Origin of the sequence: Intrasporangium flavum (assembly GCF_001956915.1) — a bacterium.
Lineage (GTDB): Bacteria > Actinomycetota > Actinomycetes > Actinomycetales > Dermatophilaceae > Monashia > Monashia flava.
On the sequence record NZ_MLJO01000007.1, the window covers coordinates 88,225 to 107,890 of the forward strand.

Annotated in this window: 13 protein-coding genes; 9 read left to right on the forward strand and 4 right to left on the reverse strand. The window is 70.4% G+C overall.

Features of this window, described 5'->3' with window-relative positions:
* The first annotated feature begins 64 nt into the window (after positions 1-64).
* A complete protein-coding gene (locus tag BIV28_RS06400) occupies positions 65-1,327 on the forward strand; it encodes a hypothetical protein (protein ID WP_076260294.1) in 1,263 nt (420 codons plus the stop codon).
* Positions 1,328-1,374: 47 nt separating this feature from the next.
* Here BIV28_RS06400 and BIV28_RS06405 read toward each other — a convergent pair whose 3' ends face one another.
* The gene (locus BIV28_RS06405) at positions 1,375-1,620 is read right to left on the reverse strand and encodes a hypothetical protein (RefSeq protein ID WP_076260295.1); all 246 of its coding nucleotides are present in this window, start codon (positions 1,618-1,620) and stop codon (positions 1,375-1,377) included.
* Positions 1,621-1,925: 305 nt separating this feature from the next.
* Here BIV28_RS06405 and nhaA point away from each other — a divergent pair, with 305 nt between their 5' ends.
* Together nhaA and BIV28_RS06415 are read left to right on the forward strand one after the other, a co-directional pair.
* Positions 1,926-3,269, forward strand: a complete 1,344-nt coding sequence (gene nhaA / locus BIV28_RS06410; protein WP_207555816.1) for a Na+/H+ antiporter NhaA — start codon at positions 1,926-1,928, stop codon at positions 3,267-3,269.
* Between the two features lie 72 nt (positions 3,270-3,341).
* On the forward strand, positions 3,342-4,640 hold the full coding sequence (locus BIV28_RS06415; protein WP_207555817.1) for a hypothetical protein: 1,299 nt from the start codon (positions 3,342-3,344) through the stop codon (positions 4,638-4,640).
* 51 nt (positions 4,641-4,691) lie between these two features.
* On the opposite strand, the gene BIV28_RS06420 is transcribed toward BIV28_RS06415, so the two are convergent.
* Positions 4,692-5,921 (reverse strand): hypothetical protein, encoded by a 1,230-nt coding sequence (locus BIV28_RS06420; protein WP_207555818.1) that lies wholly within the window; start codon positions 5,919-5,921, stop codon positions 4,692-4,694.
* Positions 5,922-6,144: 223 nt separating this feature from the next.
* On the opposite strand from BIV28_RS06420, the gene BIV28_RS06425 reads away from it, so the two are divergent.
* The 6 genes from BIV28_RS06425 to BIV28_RS06450 all read left to right on the forward strand — a co-directional run bounded on the left by BIV28_RS06425 (position 6,145) and on the right by BIV28_RS06450 (position 17,468).
* The gene (locus BIV28_RS06425) at positions 6,145-6,651 is read left to right on the forward strand and encodes a phage holin family protein (RefSeq protein ID WP_076260300.1); all 507 of its coding nucleotides are present in this window, start codon (positions 6,145-6,147) and stop codon (positions 6,649-6,651) included.
* A gap of 19 nt (positions 6,652-6,670) precedes the next feature.
* Positions 6,671-7,582, forward strand: a complete 912-nt coding sequence (locus tag BIV28_RS06430; protein ID WP_076260302.1) for an alpha/beta fold hydrolase — start codon at positions 6,671-6,673, stop codon at positions 7,580-7,582.
* On the forward strand, positions 7,561-8,412 hold the full coding sequence (locus BIV28_RS06435) for a serine hydrolase (protein ID WP_242652798.1): 852 nt from the start codon (positions 7,561-7,563) through the stop codon (positions 8,410-8,412). Before BIV28_RS06430 ends, BIV28_RS06435 begins: the two co-directional genes overlap by 22 nt.
* Before the next feature lie 142 nt (positions 8,413-8,554).
* Entirely contained in the window at positions 8,555-9,073 is a 519-nt protein-coding gene (locus tag BIV28_RS06440) for a TadE/TadG family type IV pilus assembly protein (protein WP_083707095.1), read from the forward strand.
* 11 nt (positions 9,074-9,084) lie between these two features.
* On the forward strand, positions 9,085-10,311 hold the full coding sequence (locus tag BIV28_RS06445) for a pilus assembly protein TadG-related protein (RefSeq protein ID WP_076260306.1): 1,227 nt from the start codon (positions 9,085-9,087) through the stop codon (positions 10,309-10,311).
* A gap of 326 nt (positions 10,312-10,637) precedes the next feature.
* A complete protein-coding gene (locus BIV28_RS06450; protein WP_076260308.1) occupies positions 10,638-17,468 on the forward strand; it encodes an OmpL47-type beta-barrel domain-containing protein in 6,831 nt (2,276 codons plus the stop codon).
* A gap of 96 nt (positions 17,469-17,564) precedes the next feature.
* On the opposite strand, the gene BIV28_RS06455 is transcribed toward BIV28_RS06450, so the two are convergent.
* Positions 17,565-18,794 carry a sensor histidine kinase gene (locus BIV28_RS06455; protein ID WP_242652799.1) on the reverse strand — a complete coding sequence of 410 codons (1,230 nt, stop codon included), beginning with the start codon at positions 18,792-18,794 and terminating at the stop codon, positions 17,565-17,567.
* A 101-nt stretch (positions 18,795-18,895) separates the two neighbouring features.
* A complete protein-coding gene (locus BIV28_RS06460) occupies positions 18,896-19,627 on the reverse strand; it encodes a response regulator (RefSeq protein WP_083707105.1) in 732 nt (243 codons plus the stop codon).
* Positions 19,628-19,666 lie beyond the last annotated feature (39 nt).

A 19,666-nucleotide genomic window follows, 5' to 3' on the forward strand; every position in this document is an offset into this window, starting at 1 on the left:
GGGCGGCCGACGCCGGACTATCGTGGGCGACTGGGACCCGACGAGCCCGAGGCCAGGAGATGCCGTGACGCAGGAGAACTCCCTACGCCGCGGTGGTGCGCCCGCTGTCACAGCGGGCAACCTCGTCGTCGCAGGTTCGGTCTTGGCCGCTCTGGCCGCTGGACCGCGGGTACTCGGTCACGAGGCCTTCACGGGTTACAGCCTCGCCTGGACCGCGATAACGGTCTTCGGCTACGGGCTGGCGATGCCTACGGAGCAGATGATCAGCCGACGACTCAATGCCGACCCCGCGGCGGACGTCCGAGCCGCCAGCCTGAGGCTCGCCCTCGTGACCGTCGGGGTCTCGGCATTGGCCCTGATCTGGGCAGCACAGTCCCCGGCGGACAAGAGTTTCACTTTCCTCGGCACGGCGACCGTTCTCGGGGTCGTCGGATGGACCGTCGCAGCCATTGCCCGGGGACGGGTGGCCGGTTCAGGAGATCTACGACGCTACGCAGGGCTCTTCGGTCTGGAGGGGGGCGTGCGCATCATTCTCGTGGCGGCCGCCATCGCGGTTCCGGAAAGCGTGGGAGCGCCCGTCCTGGCGGCTGCACTGGGAGGCCCGGTGCTGGTGGCAGGCCTCGTGGGGGCAGTTCGGGGCCTGACACAGACCGGACCGATCCCGGGCGGCAGCTCCAGCGAGGAGCCGAAGGCCGAGCAGCTCGCGTTCGTGCTCGTGGCGCTTGGGTACCAGGCCTGCCTCAATGCTGCACCGTTCGTCCTCGAGCGAAAGCTCCTCGACGCGCCTGCCTTGATCGGAGCCTTCGTCGTGACAAGCAGCTACTACCGCTTCGCAAGCGTGCTGGCAGCAGGATTCACCACGCCGGCGCTCGTCCGCCTGAGTCACGCCCGAGCACGCGGGGACATGGCTGGCTTCTCGGTCATGCGCCGCAGGGCATCCCTCGCTGCAATGGCTGTATCCGCTCTCGCCACCGCTGCTGCCGCGGGTGCATCGCCAATCGCACTTCCGCTGCTCTACGGGCAGGCTCCGGATGTCCCGCCTGTGGTCGTGGTGGGTCTGGCCGCCTCGACCGTGGTGGCCACGACGGCTGCTGTCGCCGGTACCGCCCTCTTGGCGTCGCGCCGAGCTGGTGCTGCCTCCGTCCTGTGGATCCTCGGAGCGAGCGTCCTCCTCGTCCTGGTGGCACTCGATCCCGGCCTCGGGTGGGTGACCGCAGTCGGGCTCGTCGCGGGTCCATCCGTCGTCCTGGCCGGTACCCTCATCCTCGGCCGGCGCGCGGATCGAGCAGGCGCGCAGGAACGGGAGCCCCAGGCAGGCATCGCCTGACCCAAGGAGCGCCTTGCGCGAAACCGGGACCGACCGAGGGTCACGGGTCAGCGAGAACGCGCCTCACGACGGCGGAACCAACGGGAACGCCGGCCTCGATTGTGCGCGGCGATCATCGCCAGCTCGGCCTCGTGGTCGCGCACCTGCTGGAGCATGGTGCGCGGCGTGGGCGGCGGCCACTTCTGGGCGCGCGGGTCGTTCGTGTCCATGACGAACTCGGTCCAGCCGTAGTCGTCGCGGTAGCGGAGCTGTCCGTCCCCGACGTAATACCACCCTGCAGGCTTCTCACCCATTGCTCCCCCACACCCGAACCGACGGATCTGCCCCTTGCCCCCTTGAGCACAAGATAGCGGCGGATTCGCCCCATAGACGCGCATGCCTGATTAGTCCGATTTGCCACCGCCCCAATGAAATTCACGAAATGGACAAGTCGGGCACAAGGATCTTGCAAGGCAGCAGCAACCCGGTGGTTCACCGAGCCTCATCACGCCCCTTCGCGCTCCCCGTAGAATCGGCTGGTCCGCGCTCCCGCGAGCGCGGCAAGGGTGTGCCGGGAAGACTGGTCGGCGTCTCTCGTCGACGACCCCGGAGGCATCTCGTGACCAAGGACCACACCGCCAGCTCCTCGCCCGCAGGCAGTGCAAAGAGCCGCATCCTCGGCCGCGGCACCTGGCGTGATGCCCGGTACGTCGCTGAGGTGCTGCGGCAGGAGACCGTCGGCGGGGCCATCCTCCTGTCAGCCGCCGTGGTCGCCCTCATCTGGGCGAACTCCCCCTGGCGCGATGCCTACGCGAGCCTGCGTGACACGACCGTCGGCCCGAGCGCCCTGCATCTGGACCTCAGTCTCGGCGCGTGGGCCGCTGACGGGCTCCTCGCCGTGTTCTTCCTCGTCGCCGGCATCGAGCTCAAGCGCGAGTTCGTGGCCGGCGACCTGTCCGACCGACGCAAGGCTGCCCTGCCGATCGCGGCGGCGGCGTGCGGCGTCGCACTCCCCGCCCTGCTCTACGCGGCGACGGTGGTCCTGGTCGAGCACGGGGGCGCAGACCTCTCGGCGTCGCTTCGCGGCTGGGCCGTTCCGACAGCGACCGACATCGCCTTCGCCCTCGCCGTCCTCGCGGTCATCGGCACGCACCTTCCGAGCGCCCTGCGCTCCTTCCTGTTGACGCTCGCCGTCGTGGACGACCTCATCGCGATCACCATCATCGCGATCTTCTACACGGAGTCGGTCCATCTGGTCTGGTTGCTGGCGGCCGCCGCGCCGCTAGCGGCCTGGCGGATCCTCCTGCGCCGCAAGCTCACCAACCCATTCCTCCTCGCCGTACCAGCAGTCGTGGCGTGGGCCCTGGTTCATGCAAGCGGGGTTCACGCGACCGTGGCCGGCGTGCTGCTCGGGCTCCTTGTCCCCGTCAACCGAGAGCGCGAGGAGGACCCCGACGTCCACACCCTGGCCGAACGGATGGAGCACAAGGTCCGCCCCTTCTCGGCCGGGTTCGCCGTGCCCGTCTTCGCCTTCTTCGCGGCCGGAGTCACGGTGGTGGGTGGCGGGTTCGGCGCCGCCGTCACCGACGCCGCGGCGCTGGGTGTCGTCGTCGGACTGGTCGTGGGCAAGACCGTCGGAGTGCTCGGCGGCACCTGGGCGGTCGCCCGCTTCACCCGGGCCGAGCTCGACTCGGACCTGTCATGGACCGACGTGCTCGGGCTGTCCATCCTCGCCGGTGTGGGTTTCACCGTGAGCCTGCTCGTCAGCGAGCTGGCCTTCGGCGCCGGCTCCGCCCGCGACGAGCACGTCAAGCTCGCCGTTCTCACCGGGAGCCTCCTGGCTGCCCTCCTCGCGACGATCGTCCTTCGACAGCGCAACCGTCACTACCGTCTCGTCGAGCTTCGCGAGACCGAGGATCGGGACCGCGACGGCATCCCGGACGTGTACGAAGACGTCGACTAACAGCACCCCTCCAGCGCGACACGAAGGACGGAAGTCCGGACACGTGCTCCCGCTGCGGTTATGTTGCACGCAATGCTCACGGAACCGCGCGACCGAGGGAGCGCCACCTCCGCCCCTGAGGCCGGGGACGCCCGGGCGTGGGTGCCGCGGTCCGTCCTCGTCGTCATCTCCGGCTATGTGGTGCTCCGCTGTCTCAACTTCCTCGAGTTGTGGTGGGCGTCCACGGCGCAGAGCGGGAGTGGCCCGGCCAACCCAGGGGGCAGCCCCTCGGAGTATTTCGTCCACTCGCCGACGCCGCCGTCACCAGGTCTGGGCGGCCTTCTGTCCAACTGGGACGGCCAGTGGTACGAACGCATCGCGACGGACGGCTACCCGACTGGCGACGCCATTCGTTCGCCCAACGACGCGTGGGCCTGGGCTTTCCCGCCCCTCTTTCCAGCGCTGGCCCGACTGGTCATGGCCGTGACGGGCCTTGGCTTTCCGGCTGCTTCGATCGCCGTCAACCTTCTGCTCGGCCTGCTCGCGAGTCTGCTGCTACTCCGGATCCTTTGCCCCGCCGTCGGCGCCGTTGTCGCCGCCGTGGCAGCAGTGAGTCTCAACGCCTTCCCGTCAGCTCCCCTGCTGGGTCTGGCTTACAGCGAACCCGCGGCACTGTTGCTGGTGCTCTTGACACTGTCGGCACTCATGTCGAGGCGCTACGGCCTCGCGTTCGTCTGGATCGCGCTGCTCTCGCTCACCCGACCGGTGGCGGTGCCCTTCGCGGTCGTCATCGCCGTCCAGTGGTGGTCGTGGCACCGCGACCCTGCCGGACGTCCTGCCATGCGCGTCCGCGTTGCGTCCGCGGCGTGTGCGCTCTTGGCCCTCGCATCACCTTGGCTGTGGAGCACCATCACGGGCATCGTCGCCGGACGGTCGGCGGGCACGCGGTTGGGAAACGGGCCGTTGTCCGGCACCGCTCGAGCGTCGTCGATGTTGAGGTCGTTCGAGTTCGGCTGGTTCGGCGGGCTGTGGCGCGCGGGTGGACCGGCCGTGGTGCTTCTCCTCGCGCTGGCCGTCGTCATCCTGCTGCTCGGGGCTGTACTCCTCGCGAGACGCCTCGACGTCCCTCCGGAGTTGTGCGCTTGGGGAGTCGCCTACGTCGTCTTCGTTCTCCTCGTGACTCCCGTGACGCCCGGCGTCATCCGCTACCTGCTGCTCGCCGCGCCGTTTCTCGCGACCGCGCTAGCGGCTCTTCTTCGCAACCGGCCGTCCGCCGCGAAGGTCGCCGGCCTCATAGTCGTCACCCTCCTCGCACTGTGGGGCCAGTGGCTGTGGATTCGATACCTGTACATCCTCGATCCCGCGCCTGCCCTGCTGCCGTGGGCACCATGACCCGCTGAAGCAGCACCGCCCAGGGTGGCAGCCGCGCACTGAGCCGAAGCGTCAGGGCAGGTAGACCGGCGCGACGTGGCTCGGGATGACGAGCAGGTAGCGCACGTAGCAGTACTGGGCGAAGAGCCCGATCACCACCAGCACGCCAAGCCGGCTCCGACGCGCCCACACGGGCAGCGTCGCGGCCGGGGCCGCGACCATCGGCAGCGTCGGCACCATGAGCAGGTAGCGCAGGATCCCCGGGTGCATCGACGTGGCGGCGGCCAGAAAGAACGGATACGACGCGAACCAGGCCCGCATCTCCACGCCCCAGCTGCTCGAGCGGCGGCTCACGGCGTAGAGCATCGTCAGGCTGACGAGCACCACGACGCCGAGCAGCCCCGGCAGGTCGAGTTCGCGCAGCGAGGCGCCGAACCAGCCGAAGGCCATCGAGCGCTGGCCCTCGGTTCGGGCGAACCCGTTGGCCGGCCCGATGAAGGCGGCACCGACCGACAGCCACGTGAACGCGCCCACCACCGAGTAGACGGCGGACGCCCCGAGCAGGACGCGCTGACGTCGAGTCACCGTTGACGGTTGCTCGCCGCGCTCACGCAGATACCAGTGCACGGCGATGACGACGGCGAACGGTGGGGTGATGAGGCGGGTGAGGGACAGGAGCACGAGCAGGACGAGGACGGCGCCGTAGCGGTGGCGGCTCACGGCGTAGAGGCAGGAGAGGAGCAGGAGCAGGCTGAGCGACGCCGAGTAGGCGGCGCCGAGGATCGGCGCGCTGACGAAGAGGTTCGCCAGGAGCACCCCCGTCCGGGCCACGCGTCGGCCACCCGCGCGTTCGAGCAGCAGGTAGAGCACCACCATCGCCGCGGCGCCGGCTAGGAGGCTGAGCGTCGCGGCCGCGTGCGGGAAGTCCATCCGCGTCACCACCATGAGCGCGCGGACGAGGAACGGGTAGAGCGGAGGGAACTGCCAGGCCCACAGGGCGTCGGCGGCTCCGTGCTCGCCGGGCGCGGGCACCTGATAGCCCTGCTCGGCGATGAACTGGTACCACTGACCGTCCCAGTTCGTGAGCACGCCGAACAGGCCCGGGTCGGCGGGCTTCGGGGCGTAGGTGAACATCCCCGCCGGGGCCGGAGGCAGCGACACCTGGAACCTCGAGGCGACCGCCATGAAGACGGCGTCGACGGCCCGCGTCACGACGAAGACGGGCAGCGCCCAGCGCAACGCGTCCCGTGCCGGTCGTTGCGTCGACCGGACTGCGCGCGCGACCTGAACCTGGACGCTCATGTGGCGCACCCCACCCCGTGCTGCGTGTGTCAGAGCCCCCCGATGACTCACTTGCTCCCGCAGGGTAGAGGCGCGCTCCTGCCGACCGCACGGTTTCGGGTGAAGTCGGACAAACCCGCGTGTGAGTGTCCCGTCCGCGTCGGGGTAGGGGAGTCACAGTAGGGTGGCAACCGGTAGGCGCGCGTCCCGCGCGCACCCCGAGCGAGAGCGAGGCAGACAGCCGATGAGCACGGACCCGCGGCAGGAGCGGACACTGGGCCAGCTGGTCGCGTCCGCGACCCAGGACATCTCGGCGCTCATCCGCAGCGAGATCGCGCTGGCAAAGGCCGAGGTCTCGGTCCAGTTCAAGAAGGCCGGTGTCGGCGGAGGCCTGCTGGCCGGTGCCGCGGTCATCCTCTTCTACTCGGTCTACTTCATCTTCACGACGATCGCCGAGGGCCTCACCGCGCTCGGCCTGCCGCGGTGGCTCGGCTTCCTCATCGTCACGGTGTTCATGCTGCTCGTGGCGGCGGTGCTCGCCCTGCTCGGCGTGCGCAAGATGAAGACCGTCAAGCCCTCGCCCGACAAGGCGATCGCCAACGCCCAGCAGACCGTCGAGGGCGTCAAGGCCGCCCTGGCCAACCCGGGCACCGTCGTGCCCGCACCGCGCCCCGAGTGGGACCGCAAGGACCTCCCGGCCGCGCCGGTCACCCCCTCCACCCCTGCCGTCGACGCCTCGCGCGACGCCTGACGCCTCACCGCGCCCTCCCATGCCCGTCGACGCTGCGTTCGTCAACGTCGAGGGTCCGTGGGAGCACCGCTACGTCTCCGCCAACGGCGCCCGGTTCCACGTCGCCGAGCTGGGTGACGGGCCGCTCGTCCTGCTCCTGCACGGCTTCCCGCAGTTCTGGTACACGTGGCGCCACCAGATGGTCGCGCTCGCCGAGGCCGGGTTCCGCGTGGCAGCGATGGACCTGCGCGGCTACGGCGGCAGCGACAAGCCGCCCCGCGGCTACGACACGTACATGTCGACCCTCGACGCCGCGAGTGTCATCCGCGCGCTCGGCGAGAAGCAGGCCGTCGTCGTCGGCCAGGGCCTCGGCGGCTGGATCTCGTGGTCGATGCCGACGTTCCGGCGCGACGTCACCCGGGCCGTCGCGTCGCTGTCGATGCCGCACCCGCGGATCATGCGCCACGCGACGTGGACCGACCGCAAGCAGAGGCGCGCGTCGAGCTGGATCGTCGGCCTCCAGCGTCCGTTCGTGCCGGAGCGCGAGATGGCCGAGTCGCACGAGTACGTCGGCGAGCTGATGCGCGCGTGGTCCTCGCCGTTCGGCGAGTTCCCCACGGACACAGACGTGGAGCGCTACGGCGACGCCATGATGATCCCGTTCGTCGCCCACTCCGCGGCCGAGCACTACCGCTGGCTCGGACGCTCGTCGGTCCGCCCCGACGGCCCGCTGTTCATGCGTCGCGTCCGCCACGCGATCCGCGTCCCGGTGCTGCAGCTGCAGGGCACCGACGACGGATGCGTGCTGCCCGCGTCGACGCGCGGCTCGGGCGCGTTCGTCCCCGGCGACTACCGGCACGTCAACGTCGAGGGCGCCGGGCACTTCCTCACCGAGGAGGCGCCCGAACAGGTCAACGCAGCACTGCTGTCGTGGCTGAGGTCGCTGGACTGATGCAGCTCGAGCTTCCCGACGCCGGCGGAGTCACGTGGTCGGTGTGCCTGCGCGACGCCGAGGGCACGACGCTCGCGGCCGAGCACCCCGAGGTGCCCCTGCGCACGGCGTCCGTCGGCAAGGTGCTGCTCCTGCTCGAGACGGCGCGCGGGCTCGTCGCCGGCGACCTCTCCCCCGACGAGCCGCTCACCCGCTCGGTCGACCTCTGGGTCGGCGACTCCGGCCTCTGGCACACGCTGTCCGTGGAGACCCTCCCCCTCGTCGACGTCGCCGCGCTCGTCGGCGCCGTGTCCGACAACCTCGCCACCAACGTCCTGCTCCGACGCGTGGGCCTGGCCGAGGTCGCCGCGCGCGCCACCGCTCTCGGGCTCAGGTCGACCGCCCTGCACGACCGCGTCCGCGATGTCCGCTCCGACGACCACCCGGCGACGCTCTCGACCGGGAACGCGGCCGAGCTGAGCTCGCTCATGGTCAGGCTCGCGAACGGGACGGCGATCGGCCCGGAGCCGGATCGCCTTGTCCGGCAATGGCTCTCGGCGAACGTCGATCAGTCGATGGTCGGCTCCGTCCTCGTCGACCAGGCCGGCCTCGACCCCATCGCGCACCACGTCTCGCTCGGTGAGGAACGCGTCCTGTGGAACAAGACGGGGACCGACGCCGGGGTACGGGCCGACGTCGGCGCGGTGACCGCCGGCGGTCGCACCGTCGCCTGGGCGGCCGTCGCGAACTGGGACCCCGCGGTCGGCACCTCGCTCGACCACCTCACGGTGTGGGCCGTGCTGCGCGGGATGCGCCAGGTCGGAGAGCTCGTCCTCGACGCCGTGGCGTAGGAGCCGCCGTCCCGCCTGTTGCTCGAGCAACGACATGCAGGTCCACGAAAGGCGGCTCGCGCTTTTCCCGGACGCAGGCCCCCGTTCGGGGTAACGTGCCCCTGGCCAGACGAGGCGACACACCATACTTCTCGGGGGAGATATGGGCTTCATATCGTTGGCGTGCCTTCAGGGCGCCAAGAGCACCACTGCAGGTACGGACCGAGGCGGCAGCGCGCGCCGACGGGACAAGGGAGCCACGGCGGTCGAGTTCGCCATGCTGGCTCCGGTCCTGTTTCTGCTGCTGTTCGCCATCGTCGTGTTCGGGCTGCTCTTCGCCCAGAACCTGGCGTTGAGCAACGCTGCACGGCAGGCCGCCCGGTACGCCGTGGTCGACAACATCAACCGGACCTGTGCCGACGTGACGTCGGAGGCCGTGAACTCGGCCAGGCCCCTGGTGGTCCTCCCGTCGGCGAACGTCACGGTCCGGCGGGGCACCACCTCGGCCGGCGCCACCAACGTCTGCGGCAGTTCCAGCACCAAGCCCTGCACGGGCTCCGGAGCCACCGACAACATCTACGTGACGGTGGCCTACGACGCGAACGTCATGCTGCCGATCCCCGGCATGGGCAACACCAAGCGCCTCACCGCCGACGGGGTGTTCCGGTGCGAGTTCTCCTGAGGCACGGCCTGATGCGCCGTGACGAGCGCGGGGCCGTCACGCTCGTCGTCACGTTCTTCATGGTGGCGCTCTGCATCTGCGCCGCCCTGGTGACCGACTTCGGGATGGCCTACGTCAACAAGCGCCAGGCCCAGACCGCCGCGGATGCCGCGGTCATGGCTGCCGGCAAGGTCTACGCCGGGAAGTCGGGCACCTGCGCCAGCCTCGTCGGCGACATGACGCTGCTGAGCCAGGCGGAGACGGCAGCGGACCAGCTGCGGCTGGCGAACATGCCGAGCTCGCCCAACGTGGACCTCGTACCGTCCTGTGCCACCGGCACGCTCACCCTCGACTACCACGTCACCGCCAGCTCACCCCTCGGGCTCGGCCAGATCGTGACCGGAACCAACCAGCTCACCGTCGACCGTGAGGCCCAGTCCAGCCTCAAGGTCGTCACCACCCTCCTCGGCGACTGCGCCCTGTGCTTCCTCGGCACCGGAACGACCGACACCGGCAACGCCGACTACAGCGTCAGCAACGGCAGCATCCACCTCAACGGCAACCTGTCCGCAGGCCCCAACGGCATGTGGACGGTCACGCCGGCGTCGTCGCAGACGGTCGGGGTCACCGGCACCGTGAGCGGCGGGCAGTTCTCGCCGGCGTACATCACCGAGCCGGTCATCCCGGACCCGCTCGCATCGATGTCGCTGCCGCTCTCGAGCACCGGGCTGTCCGCGAAGTCCGACCCGTGCTCCGACGGCCCGGGGGTCTACGGGGCCTTCGCGATCCCGTCGGGCACCTGCACGCTGAGCGCCGGCGCGTACGTCATCACCGGCGCCTGGACGATGAAGAACAACTCGACGCTCACGAGCAGCGGCGGGGTCACGCTCTACTTCAAGAGCGCGGGCGGCAGCCTCGACGCCAAGAACGGCGTCATCGCCGGCCTCAAGGCACCCACCGGCACACCCGCAGGCGCCCCGGCCGGGTGGCCCTCCGGCTTCGGCATCATCTACGACCGCGACAACGCCAACGCCTTCTCCGCGCAGGGCAACGGCAACACCACCATCACCGGGGCGATCTACGCCAAGTCCGCCACGATCGAGTTCAACGGCACATCCGACTTCCATTTCGTGGGCGGCCCCATCGTCGTCAAGAGCGGCACCGGCAACGGCAACCAGGGAACGGTCTACGTCGAGAGCACGGGGAACGTCGGCGGCGTCACGCAGACGAACGCCGGCACCATGACGATGAGCAAGTGACCCCGCCGGCGAGCTCGACGATGGGCTTCGGGATCCGAACCTTGCGCACCCGGCAGTAGACCGCTCCGTCCCGTCTGCCCACCTTGAAATGTGTGCGAACCGGACATTATGGACACACGAATCTCGATGCGGCACAACCGAACTGCCAGATTTCGACGGTTCCTGAGACGGGCCCCTCCGGACCACCTACCTTGAGCCTCACGCCGAGTCGCGGGGGCGATGGTGTCGGCGTTTCGCTGGGGAGGGGAACCCTTATGTCTGCACGCCGTCTTCTGGCTGCCATCGGCGCCACGAGCCTCGTTCTGGGAGGCGCTGTCGCGCTGGCCATGCCTGCGAACGCAGCAGCGTCGATCAGCGGCACGTTCTCGGGATCATCGGGGACGTACCGGTCCGCTGGTGGCGCCCTGTTCGCCAAGGCGGGTGCAGCTCTAACCCTCGACCTCGCGACTGAGTCCAACACCATCTGCGTCGAGGTCACGCAGGGCTCGACGCTCGTGGCGCGACAGACATCGGCAAGCGCCAAGACGGCGTGGAGCTTCACGAGCGGAGCATGGCTCACGGCGGGCACCGGAAACGGCCTCGTGCAGTACACCGTCGCTTCCTACAAGAACACCAACAACGGCAATGGCGGCTGCGCCGGCGCGCTTTCCACGGCCTCTGCGGGCTACACCCTCGACAACGCGGCCCCCACCGCCACGGCGACCCTGAACCCGACGCCGAACGCAGCCGGATGGAACAAGGCCGACGTGTCGCTGACCTGGAACGCGACGGACAACGGCGGTTCCGGTGTCGCCTCCGTAAACCCCGGCACCGGGTCGGTCACCACCGAAGGCACCACGACGCGAACGACGGCACTGACGGACAACCTGGGCAACACCGGGACCGCGTCCGTCGAGGTCAAGCTCGACAAGGCCGCACCGACGGTCACCGGGTCGCGCACCCCGACCGCGAACGCCAATGGCTGGAACAACACCGACGTGACGGTGACCTTCACCGCGAGCGACGCCCTCTCTGGCGTCAAGACGCAGCCGGTCTCCCCCGTCGTCGTCGCCACCAACGGGGCGAACCAGTCGGTGTCCGGCACGGCCGTCGACAACGCCGACAACTCGGCGAGCGCGACCGTCAGCGGCATCAACATCGACAAGGTCGCCCCGACGCTCTCCGGCGCCCCGACCACCTCCCCCAACGCGAACGGCTGGTACAACGGCGACGTCACCGTCGCGTGGACCGCAGGCGACGCCCTGTCGGGCCTGGCCGGTTCGGCCCCTGCCAACAGCACGATCACCGGTGAGGGCTCGCCGCTGACCGCCTCCGCCAGCGTCACCGACAAGGCCGGCAACACGACGAACGCCCAGAGCTCGCCTGCGGTCAGGATCGACCGCACCGCCCCGGTCACGACGGTCACCGCGCCGCCGGCGTGGAACAAGTCCGACGTCACGCTGACCCTCGTCCCGAACGACGGGGCCTCCGGCGTCGACAAGACCTTCTACCGCCTCGACGGCGGCACGCAGACGGCCGGCACCAGCATCCCGGTCACCACCGAGGGCAACCACACGCTGACGTTCTGGAGCACCGACAAGGCCGGCAACACCGAGGCTTCCCACACGGTCTCGTTCGGCATCGACAAGACCTCGCCGACCATCGGCCACACCCAGAACCCCGTCGCCAACAGCGACGGCTGGAACAACACCGACGTCACCGTGACCTTCCAGTGCTCCGACGCGCTCTCCGGCGTCGCCTCGTGCGTCGGCTCGCGCACGGTCACCACCGAGGGCCAGAGCCAGGCCGTCACCGGGACCGTCACCGACAACGCCGGCAACACGGCGAGCGACCCGGCGTCGGTCAGCATCGACAAGACCAAGCCGATCATCACCGTCGACGCCCTGCCGGCGCCGAACTCCTACGGCTGGTACGGCGATGACGTCACGGCCACCTACACGGCCACCGATGCACTGTCCGGCGTCAAGAGCCAGGACCGCAGCCACACCTTCGGCGAGGGCGCCGACCAGCAGGACACCGCCACGGCCACCGACGCCGCCGGCAACAGCTCCTCGGTCAAGACGCCCGTCGTCAACGTCGACAAGACCGCCCCGAGCATCAGCGGTGAGGTGGTCGACACCCCGAACGCCAACGGCTGGTTCTCCGGCGACGTGACGGTTCGCTGGACCTGCGCCGACAACCTCTCCGGTGTCATCTCCTGTCCCGCCGACTCGGTCGTGACGGGTGAGGGCAGCAACCGCTCCGCCAGCGCGTCGATCTCCGACAAGGCAGGCCACATCGCCACGGCGACGGTCACCGGCATCAAGATCGACCGCACGACGCCGTCGACCACGGCCACCGGCGTCCCGTCCGGGTGGGTGAACGGCCCTGTCACCGTTGGCCTTCCGGCCACCGACAACCTGTCCGACGTCGACAGCACCTTCTACCGCGTCGACGGGGCGTCCACGGCGAGCAAGGGCTCGACCGTGACCATCGGCGGCGAGGGCGTCCACACCGTCACGTACTGGTCGGTCGACAACGCCGGCAACGCCGAGACGGCCCAGTCGTTCACCGTGCGCCTCGACCTGTCCTCGCCGAGCATCACGCCGAGCCAGGCTCCGGCCCAGAACGTCCACGGCTGGAACAACACCGACGTCAACGTCAGCTTCGCCTGCGACGACCAGACCGAGCTGTCCGGCCTGAGCGCCTGCACGGCTCCGTCGACCGTGACCACCGAGGGCCTGGCCCAGAAGGTCGTCGGCACTGCCACCGACAACGCCGGCAACAGCACGAGCGCCGCGGCGACGGTCAACATCGACAAGAGCGCCCCCGGCATCACCGGCGCACCGGACCGCGCGGCCAACCCTGCCGGCTGGTACAAGGACGACGTCACCGTCTCCTTCACCGGCACGGACGGGCTCTCCGGCATCGACTCCGTCACCGGGCCACAGCACCTCGGCGAGGGCGAGGCCCAGAGCGTCATCGGGACGGCGACCGACAACGCGGGCAACGCTGCCACCACCACCGTCAGCGGCATCAACATCGACAAGACGTCGCCCAACCTGAGCGCCGCCCCGACGACGCTGCCGAACGACAACGGTTGGTACAACACGAGCGTCACCCAGGTCTGGGCCGCGGACGACACCCTTTCGGGCCTCGCCGGCGCGGTGCCCGCGAACGCCGAGATCACGACCGAGGGGGTTGGACAGACCGTCTCTGCCGCGGTCGCGGACAAGGCCGGCAACGTCACCAGCTCGACGAGCGAGCCGGTCAAGATCGACAAGACCGCCCCGAGCACCGACGTGTCGGCCCCGGGCGGCTGGGTCAACGACGGCGTCGACGTCACGCTGTCCCCGCACGACGCCCTCTCGGGTGTCGAGGCGACGCACTTCACCGTCGACGGTGGTGGCGACCAGACCGGCACCACCGTGAGCCTGACGAGCGAGGGTACGCACCACGTCGCGTACTACTCGGTCGACAAGGCGGGCAACGCCGAGGCGGTCAAGACCGTCACGGTGCAGATCGACAAGTCCGCCCCCACCATCACGCACGTCCTCGACCCGAAGGCGAACGCCAACGGCTGGAACAACAGCGACGTCACCGTCACGTTCACGTGTGACGACCAGGCCGGGCTGTCCGGCATCGCCAGCTGCACTGCGCCGCAAACGATCTCGACCGAGGGCAAGAACCAGCCCGTCACCGGCGCTGCGAAGGACAACGCCGGCAACGAGGCGACCGACCCGGCGACGGTGAGCCTGGACAAGACCAAGCCCACCATCGCGGGCAGCCGCTCCCCGGCGGCCAACGGCTTCGGCTGGAACAAGACCGACGTCACGGTCCACTTCGACGCGACCGACGCCCTGTCCGGCATCGACTCCGTCACGGAGGACAAGAAGTTCGGTGAGGGCACCGCGCAGTCCGTCGTGGGCACCGCGGTCGACGCCGCAGGAAACTCCGACAGCGTCACGGTCGGTGGCATCAACGTCGACAAGACGGCCCCGAGCCTGGCTGGAGCGCCGACGACCGACCCGAACGCAGCCGGCTGGTACCGGAGCGACGTCACGATCGCCTGGAGCGCCGACGACGACCGCTCCGGCATCGTCTCGACCCCGGCCGACGACGTCATCACGGGCGAGGGCGAGGGCCTCGAGGCCACCGCGACCGTCCTGGACAAGGCCGGCAACAGCACCACCGCCGACAGCACGCCGGTGAAGATCGACCGCACCGCCCCGGTCACCGGTGCCAACGCACCGGCCGGCTGGAACAACACGTCGGTCACGGTCAGCCTGAGCGCCAGCGACGGCCTCTCTGGCGTCGGCGCGACGTACTACACCGTCGACGGCGGCGACGCCGTCAAGGCGACCACGCTCACCATCAGCACTGAGGGGCAGCACGCCCTGACGTACTGGAGCGTCGACAAGGCCGGCAACGTCGAGGCGGCCCACACGGCCACGGTGAAGATCGACCTCACCGACCCGACGATCCACCACAAGGTCACGCCGACTCCGAACGCCAACGGCTGGAACATGTCTCCCGTCACGGTGTCCTACGAGTGCGACGACGCGCTGTCCGGCGTCGCCACCTGCCCGGCACCCGTCGACGTCACGACCGACGGCCGCGACCAGGCCGCACCCGGTACGGCCGTCGACAACGCGGGCAACACGCAGCTCGACGACGCCAGGGTCAGCATCGACACCGTCAAGCCGACCATCGGTGGAGCGCCCGACCACGCGCCCAACGCCAACGGCTGGTACGCCGGCAACGTGACGGTGGGCTTCACCTGCTCCGACGCGCTGTCCGGGATCGCGAAGTGCGCCTCCCCGGTCACGCTCGGCGAGGGCGCGGGGCAGAACACGACAGGCACGGCCACCGATGCCGCCGGCAACTCCGCCAGCACCACCGTCGGTCCGATCAGCATCGACAAGACCGCCCCGGCCCTGAGCGGGGCCGCCACGTCGGCCCCGAACGCGGCCGGGTGGTACCGCGCCCCGGTCACCGTGCACTGGACCGCCGGAGACGCGCTCTCGGGCATCGACGGCGCCGCCCCCGCTGACAGCATCATCGACAGCGAGGGCACCAGCCTCACGGCCGGCGCGTCGGTCAGAGATCGAGCCGGCAACGAGACCTCGGCGACGAGCGCCCCGGTCAAGATCGACCAGACCAAGCCGATCACCACGGTCTCCGACATCTCCGACTGGAGCAACAGCGCTGTCACGGTGGAGCTCGCCGCGACGGACAACCTGTCGGGCGTGGCCACGACCCGCTACCAGCTCGACTCCGACCCGATCGCCGACGGCACCAGCGTCACGATCGATGCCGAGGGCGTGCACACCCTCCAGGTGTGGAGCGTGGACGTCGCAGGCAACGTCGAGGCCCAGAAGAACCTCGCGGTGAAGATCGACACGACGGCGCCCGGCATCAGCCACACCCAGTCGCCGGCCGCGAACACACGCGGCTGGAACAACAGCGACGTCACGGTCACCTTCACCTGCACCGACGCCGGCTCCGGCATCGCCGGCTGCACGGCACCGGTCACGAGGGGTGAGGGCGCGGCACAGAAGGTCCAGGGCATCGCGACCGACAAGGCGGGCAACTCGACTTCGGACGAGACGACGGTCAACGTCGACAAGACGAAGCCGACCGTGACCGGCAGCCTGTCGGCCACGGCCAACACCAACGGCTGGTTCAACGCGAACGTCACCGCGACGTTCACCTGCGCCGACCAGGCCGGCCTCTCCGGCATCCTCTCCTGCCCCGCAGCCCAGACGCTGGGCGAGGGTAAGGACCAGAGCGCCGGCGGCACCGCCACCGACGCCGCGGACAACGTCAGTGAGCCGTTCGCGATCTCCGGCGTCAACGTCGACAAGACGGCCCCGACCCTGAGCGGTGCCGCCACCACGGCCCCGAACAGCAACGGCTGGTACAACGGCGACGTCACCGTGACGTGGACCGCCGCGGACGCCCTGTCGGGCCTCGACGGCACCGCTCCGACCGACAGCACGGTCACCGGCGAGGGCGACAACCTCTCGGCCAGCACGTCGGTCACCGACAAGGCGGGTAACGGGAAGGCTGCCACGGTCAAGGGCATCAAGATCGACCGCACGGCACCGAGCACCACGGCCACCGCTCCCACCGGTTGGCAGAGCAGCGACGTTGCCGTGACGCTGTCGGCGACCGACGCCCTGTCGGGTGTCGCGGGCACGTCCTACCGGGTCGACGGCGGGTTGAAGCAGGACGGCACCACCGTCACCGTCACCGCTGAGGGCACCCACCAGGTCGTGTTCTGGAGCGTCGACAAGGCCGGCAACGCCGAGTCGTCGCGGACAGTCACGGTGCTCATCGACAAGTCCGCCCCGACCATCACCGGTGCGGCCACGACGAGCCCGAACGCCAACGGCTGGTACCGGACGCCCGTCACTGTGCACTTCACGTGCGCCGACGCGGTCAGCGGCATCGCCAGCTGCCAGCCGGACGCGACGGTCGCGGCCCAGGGTGCGAACAGCGTCCCGGGCACCGCGGTCGACAACGCCGGCAACAGGGCGTCGACCACGGTGGGCGGGATCAACATCGACACCGTCGCCCCGAGTGTCACGATCGGTGGCGTCACCGACGGCGCGACGTACGTCGTGGGTGCGGTCCCGACCGCGACGGCCTCGGCCACCGACGCCACGAGTGGCCTGGCCGCCCCGGCGACCGGCGTCCGCACCGGCGGCACGGCGAACGGCGTGGGCACCTTCACCTACTCCGCGACGGCCACCGACAAGGCCGGCAACGTGGGCACGGCGTCGGTGACCTACCAGGTCCGGTACGGCTACGGGAACACGTTGTTCCTCCAGCCGGTCAACGACACCGCGCACCAGACGGGTGTGTCGACCAGCGTCTTCAACGCCGGCCAGACCATCCCGATGAAGTTCCAGCTGAGGACTGCCGCGGGCGCGATCGTCCAGGCGAACAGCGCGCCGCAGTGGTTGACTCCGGTCAAGGGCTCGAGCACCGGTGCTGCGGTCAACGAGTCGGCCTTCACGGCGACCGCCTCTGCGGGCGGCAGCTACAGCTGGGACGGTACGCAGTACCAGTACAACTGGAAGACCGACAAGGCACAGGCCGGTTACTACTGGCGGGTGGGTGTGAGCCTCGACGACGGCCAGACCTACTACGTCAGCATCGGACTCCGCTGAGAGGCGGGAACAGACGGACGCGGGTGGCCCGATCGGGGCGGGGCACCCGCGTCCTTCCCGTTCAAGGACGTCGAGACTCTCGAGATCCTCTGCGGCTCAGTCGAGGTCGGCGTCGTCCACGGAAGCGAGGGGCAGCACCAGCCGGAAGGTCGCGCCGCCGCCGGCCGTCTCCACCACCTCGAGCGCGCCGCCGTGCGACCGCACGATCTGCGTGACGAGCGCCAGCCCGAGCCCGAACCGCCGCCCCGCCCCCTCGTCGGCCTTGGCCCGCGCGAACCGGCGCGTCAGCACCTCGAGGTCCTCGGGGTCGACGCCGGCCCCGTGGTCGACGACGTCGACGTGCGCGGAGCGGGCCTCCTCATCGGCCGACACGAGCACCTCGACCGAGGAGCCGGAGGTCGAGTGCGCCACGGCGTTGTCGACGAGGGCCAGGACCGCGCGCCGGAGGCTGGAGGACACACCGTCGACGACGACCGGCCGGCGCGCGGCCGACTCGGGCCAGCTCAGCCTCACCCCGGCCTCGGCCGCGTAGGGCTCGAGGGACCGGCCGACCTGCTCGGCCACGTGCACGAGGTTCACCGGCTCGCGCGTCGCCTCACCGGCGTCGAGCTGCGCGGACAGCAGCAGGTCGGACACGACGTCGCTCATGACCTTCGTGTCGTCGACGAGCTGGTCGACCTCCGGGAGGAGGTCGCCGCGACCCTGCGCGCGCAGGTGCCGCCGCAGCATCTGCGCCCGGATGCTGATGACGCTCAACGGGGTCCGCAGCTCGTGGCTCGCGTCGGCGATGAACTGCCGCTGCAGGTCGAGCGCGTCGGCCAGCGGGCGGACCGCCCGCCGACCGGCGAGCCACCCGGTCAGCGCCGACAGTGCCACGCCGAGCACGCCGGCCACCCCCATCGCCGTGAGGAGGCTGCGCTCCTGCGTCGCGTGCAGACGGATGTCGTAGACGGCGGCGAAGGTGTGGCCCTCGCGCTGGACCCCGGCGGCGGGCCAGTCGCGGCCGTCGGCCTCGACGGTGATCGTGAACGGCCGGTGCGGGGCCGCGCCGTTCGGGGTCGCGGCGTCCGACACCGTCGCCTCCGGCGCCGTGGCCTCCGGGTTCGTGCCGGCGACGCGCAGGGCCGCCACGGCCGCGTCGCGCACGGCGGGCGGCGTGCCGGTCGTCGTGCGCGTGCCGTCGGGCGCGAGCTCGACGAGCCAGATGCCGGGCGGTGCGTCGACGACGTCGTCGACCGTCGCGGCCGACGCGTCCACCTGGCGGCGGATGTCGGTGGCCTGCTGGCGGTCGAAGAGGAACCCGGCCCCGAGGATCGCGAGCAGCACGACGAGAGCCGTCGTCGCACCGACACGCAATGCGATGGAGCGCGCCGCGCGTCCGACCGGATCCCCCTGCGCCCCAGCAGGACCCGACACCGTGCCGCGAGTCACCGAGACCCCAGCCGGTAGCCGACGCCATGGACCGTCTCGACGACCCGCTTGCCGAGCTTGCGCCGCAGGTAGTGCACGTAGGTGTCGACGGCGCCGAGGGTGTCGGCGCGGTCGAAGGCGCGGTCGAGCAGCTCGTCGCGGGTGAACACCCGCGTCGGCCGCCGGGCGAACACCTCGAGCAGCGCCGCCTCGCGCCGGGACAGCACGACGTCCTCGCCCTCGCCGACGACCCGCTGCTCACCGACGACGAGGCGCCGCGACCCGACGGCCAGCTCGGTCGCGCCGCCGCCGAGGGGCCGGAGCAGCGCCCGCAGCCGGGCCAGCAGCTCGTCGACGTCGAACGGTTTGACGACGTAGTCCTGGGCCCCGGCGTCGAGGCCCTCGACCCGGTCGGCGACCGTACCGCGCGCCGTGAGGAACAGGACCGGGACCGCGAGCCCCTTGGTCCGCAGCCGCGACACGAGGTCGACGCCCTCGATGCCGGGCAGGCCCCGGTCCACGACGAGCACGTCCCACTCCCCCACGAGGCCCTGGTGCAGGCCGGCTTGGCCGTCGCGAACCGCCGTCACCGCGTAGCCCTCCTCGGTCAACAGCTGCTCGAGCATCGTCGACAGGTCGGCGTCGTCCTCGACGAGCAGCAGCCGCCGCCCGCCGCCCGCGCCGTCCGGCCCACTCGGCCCCGGGGGCAGCGGCGGCAGGGAGAGGCCACCGGGCAGGTCGTCGGACATGCGACCCACGATCATCTCCTCGTCTCATAACTTTCTGAG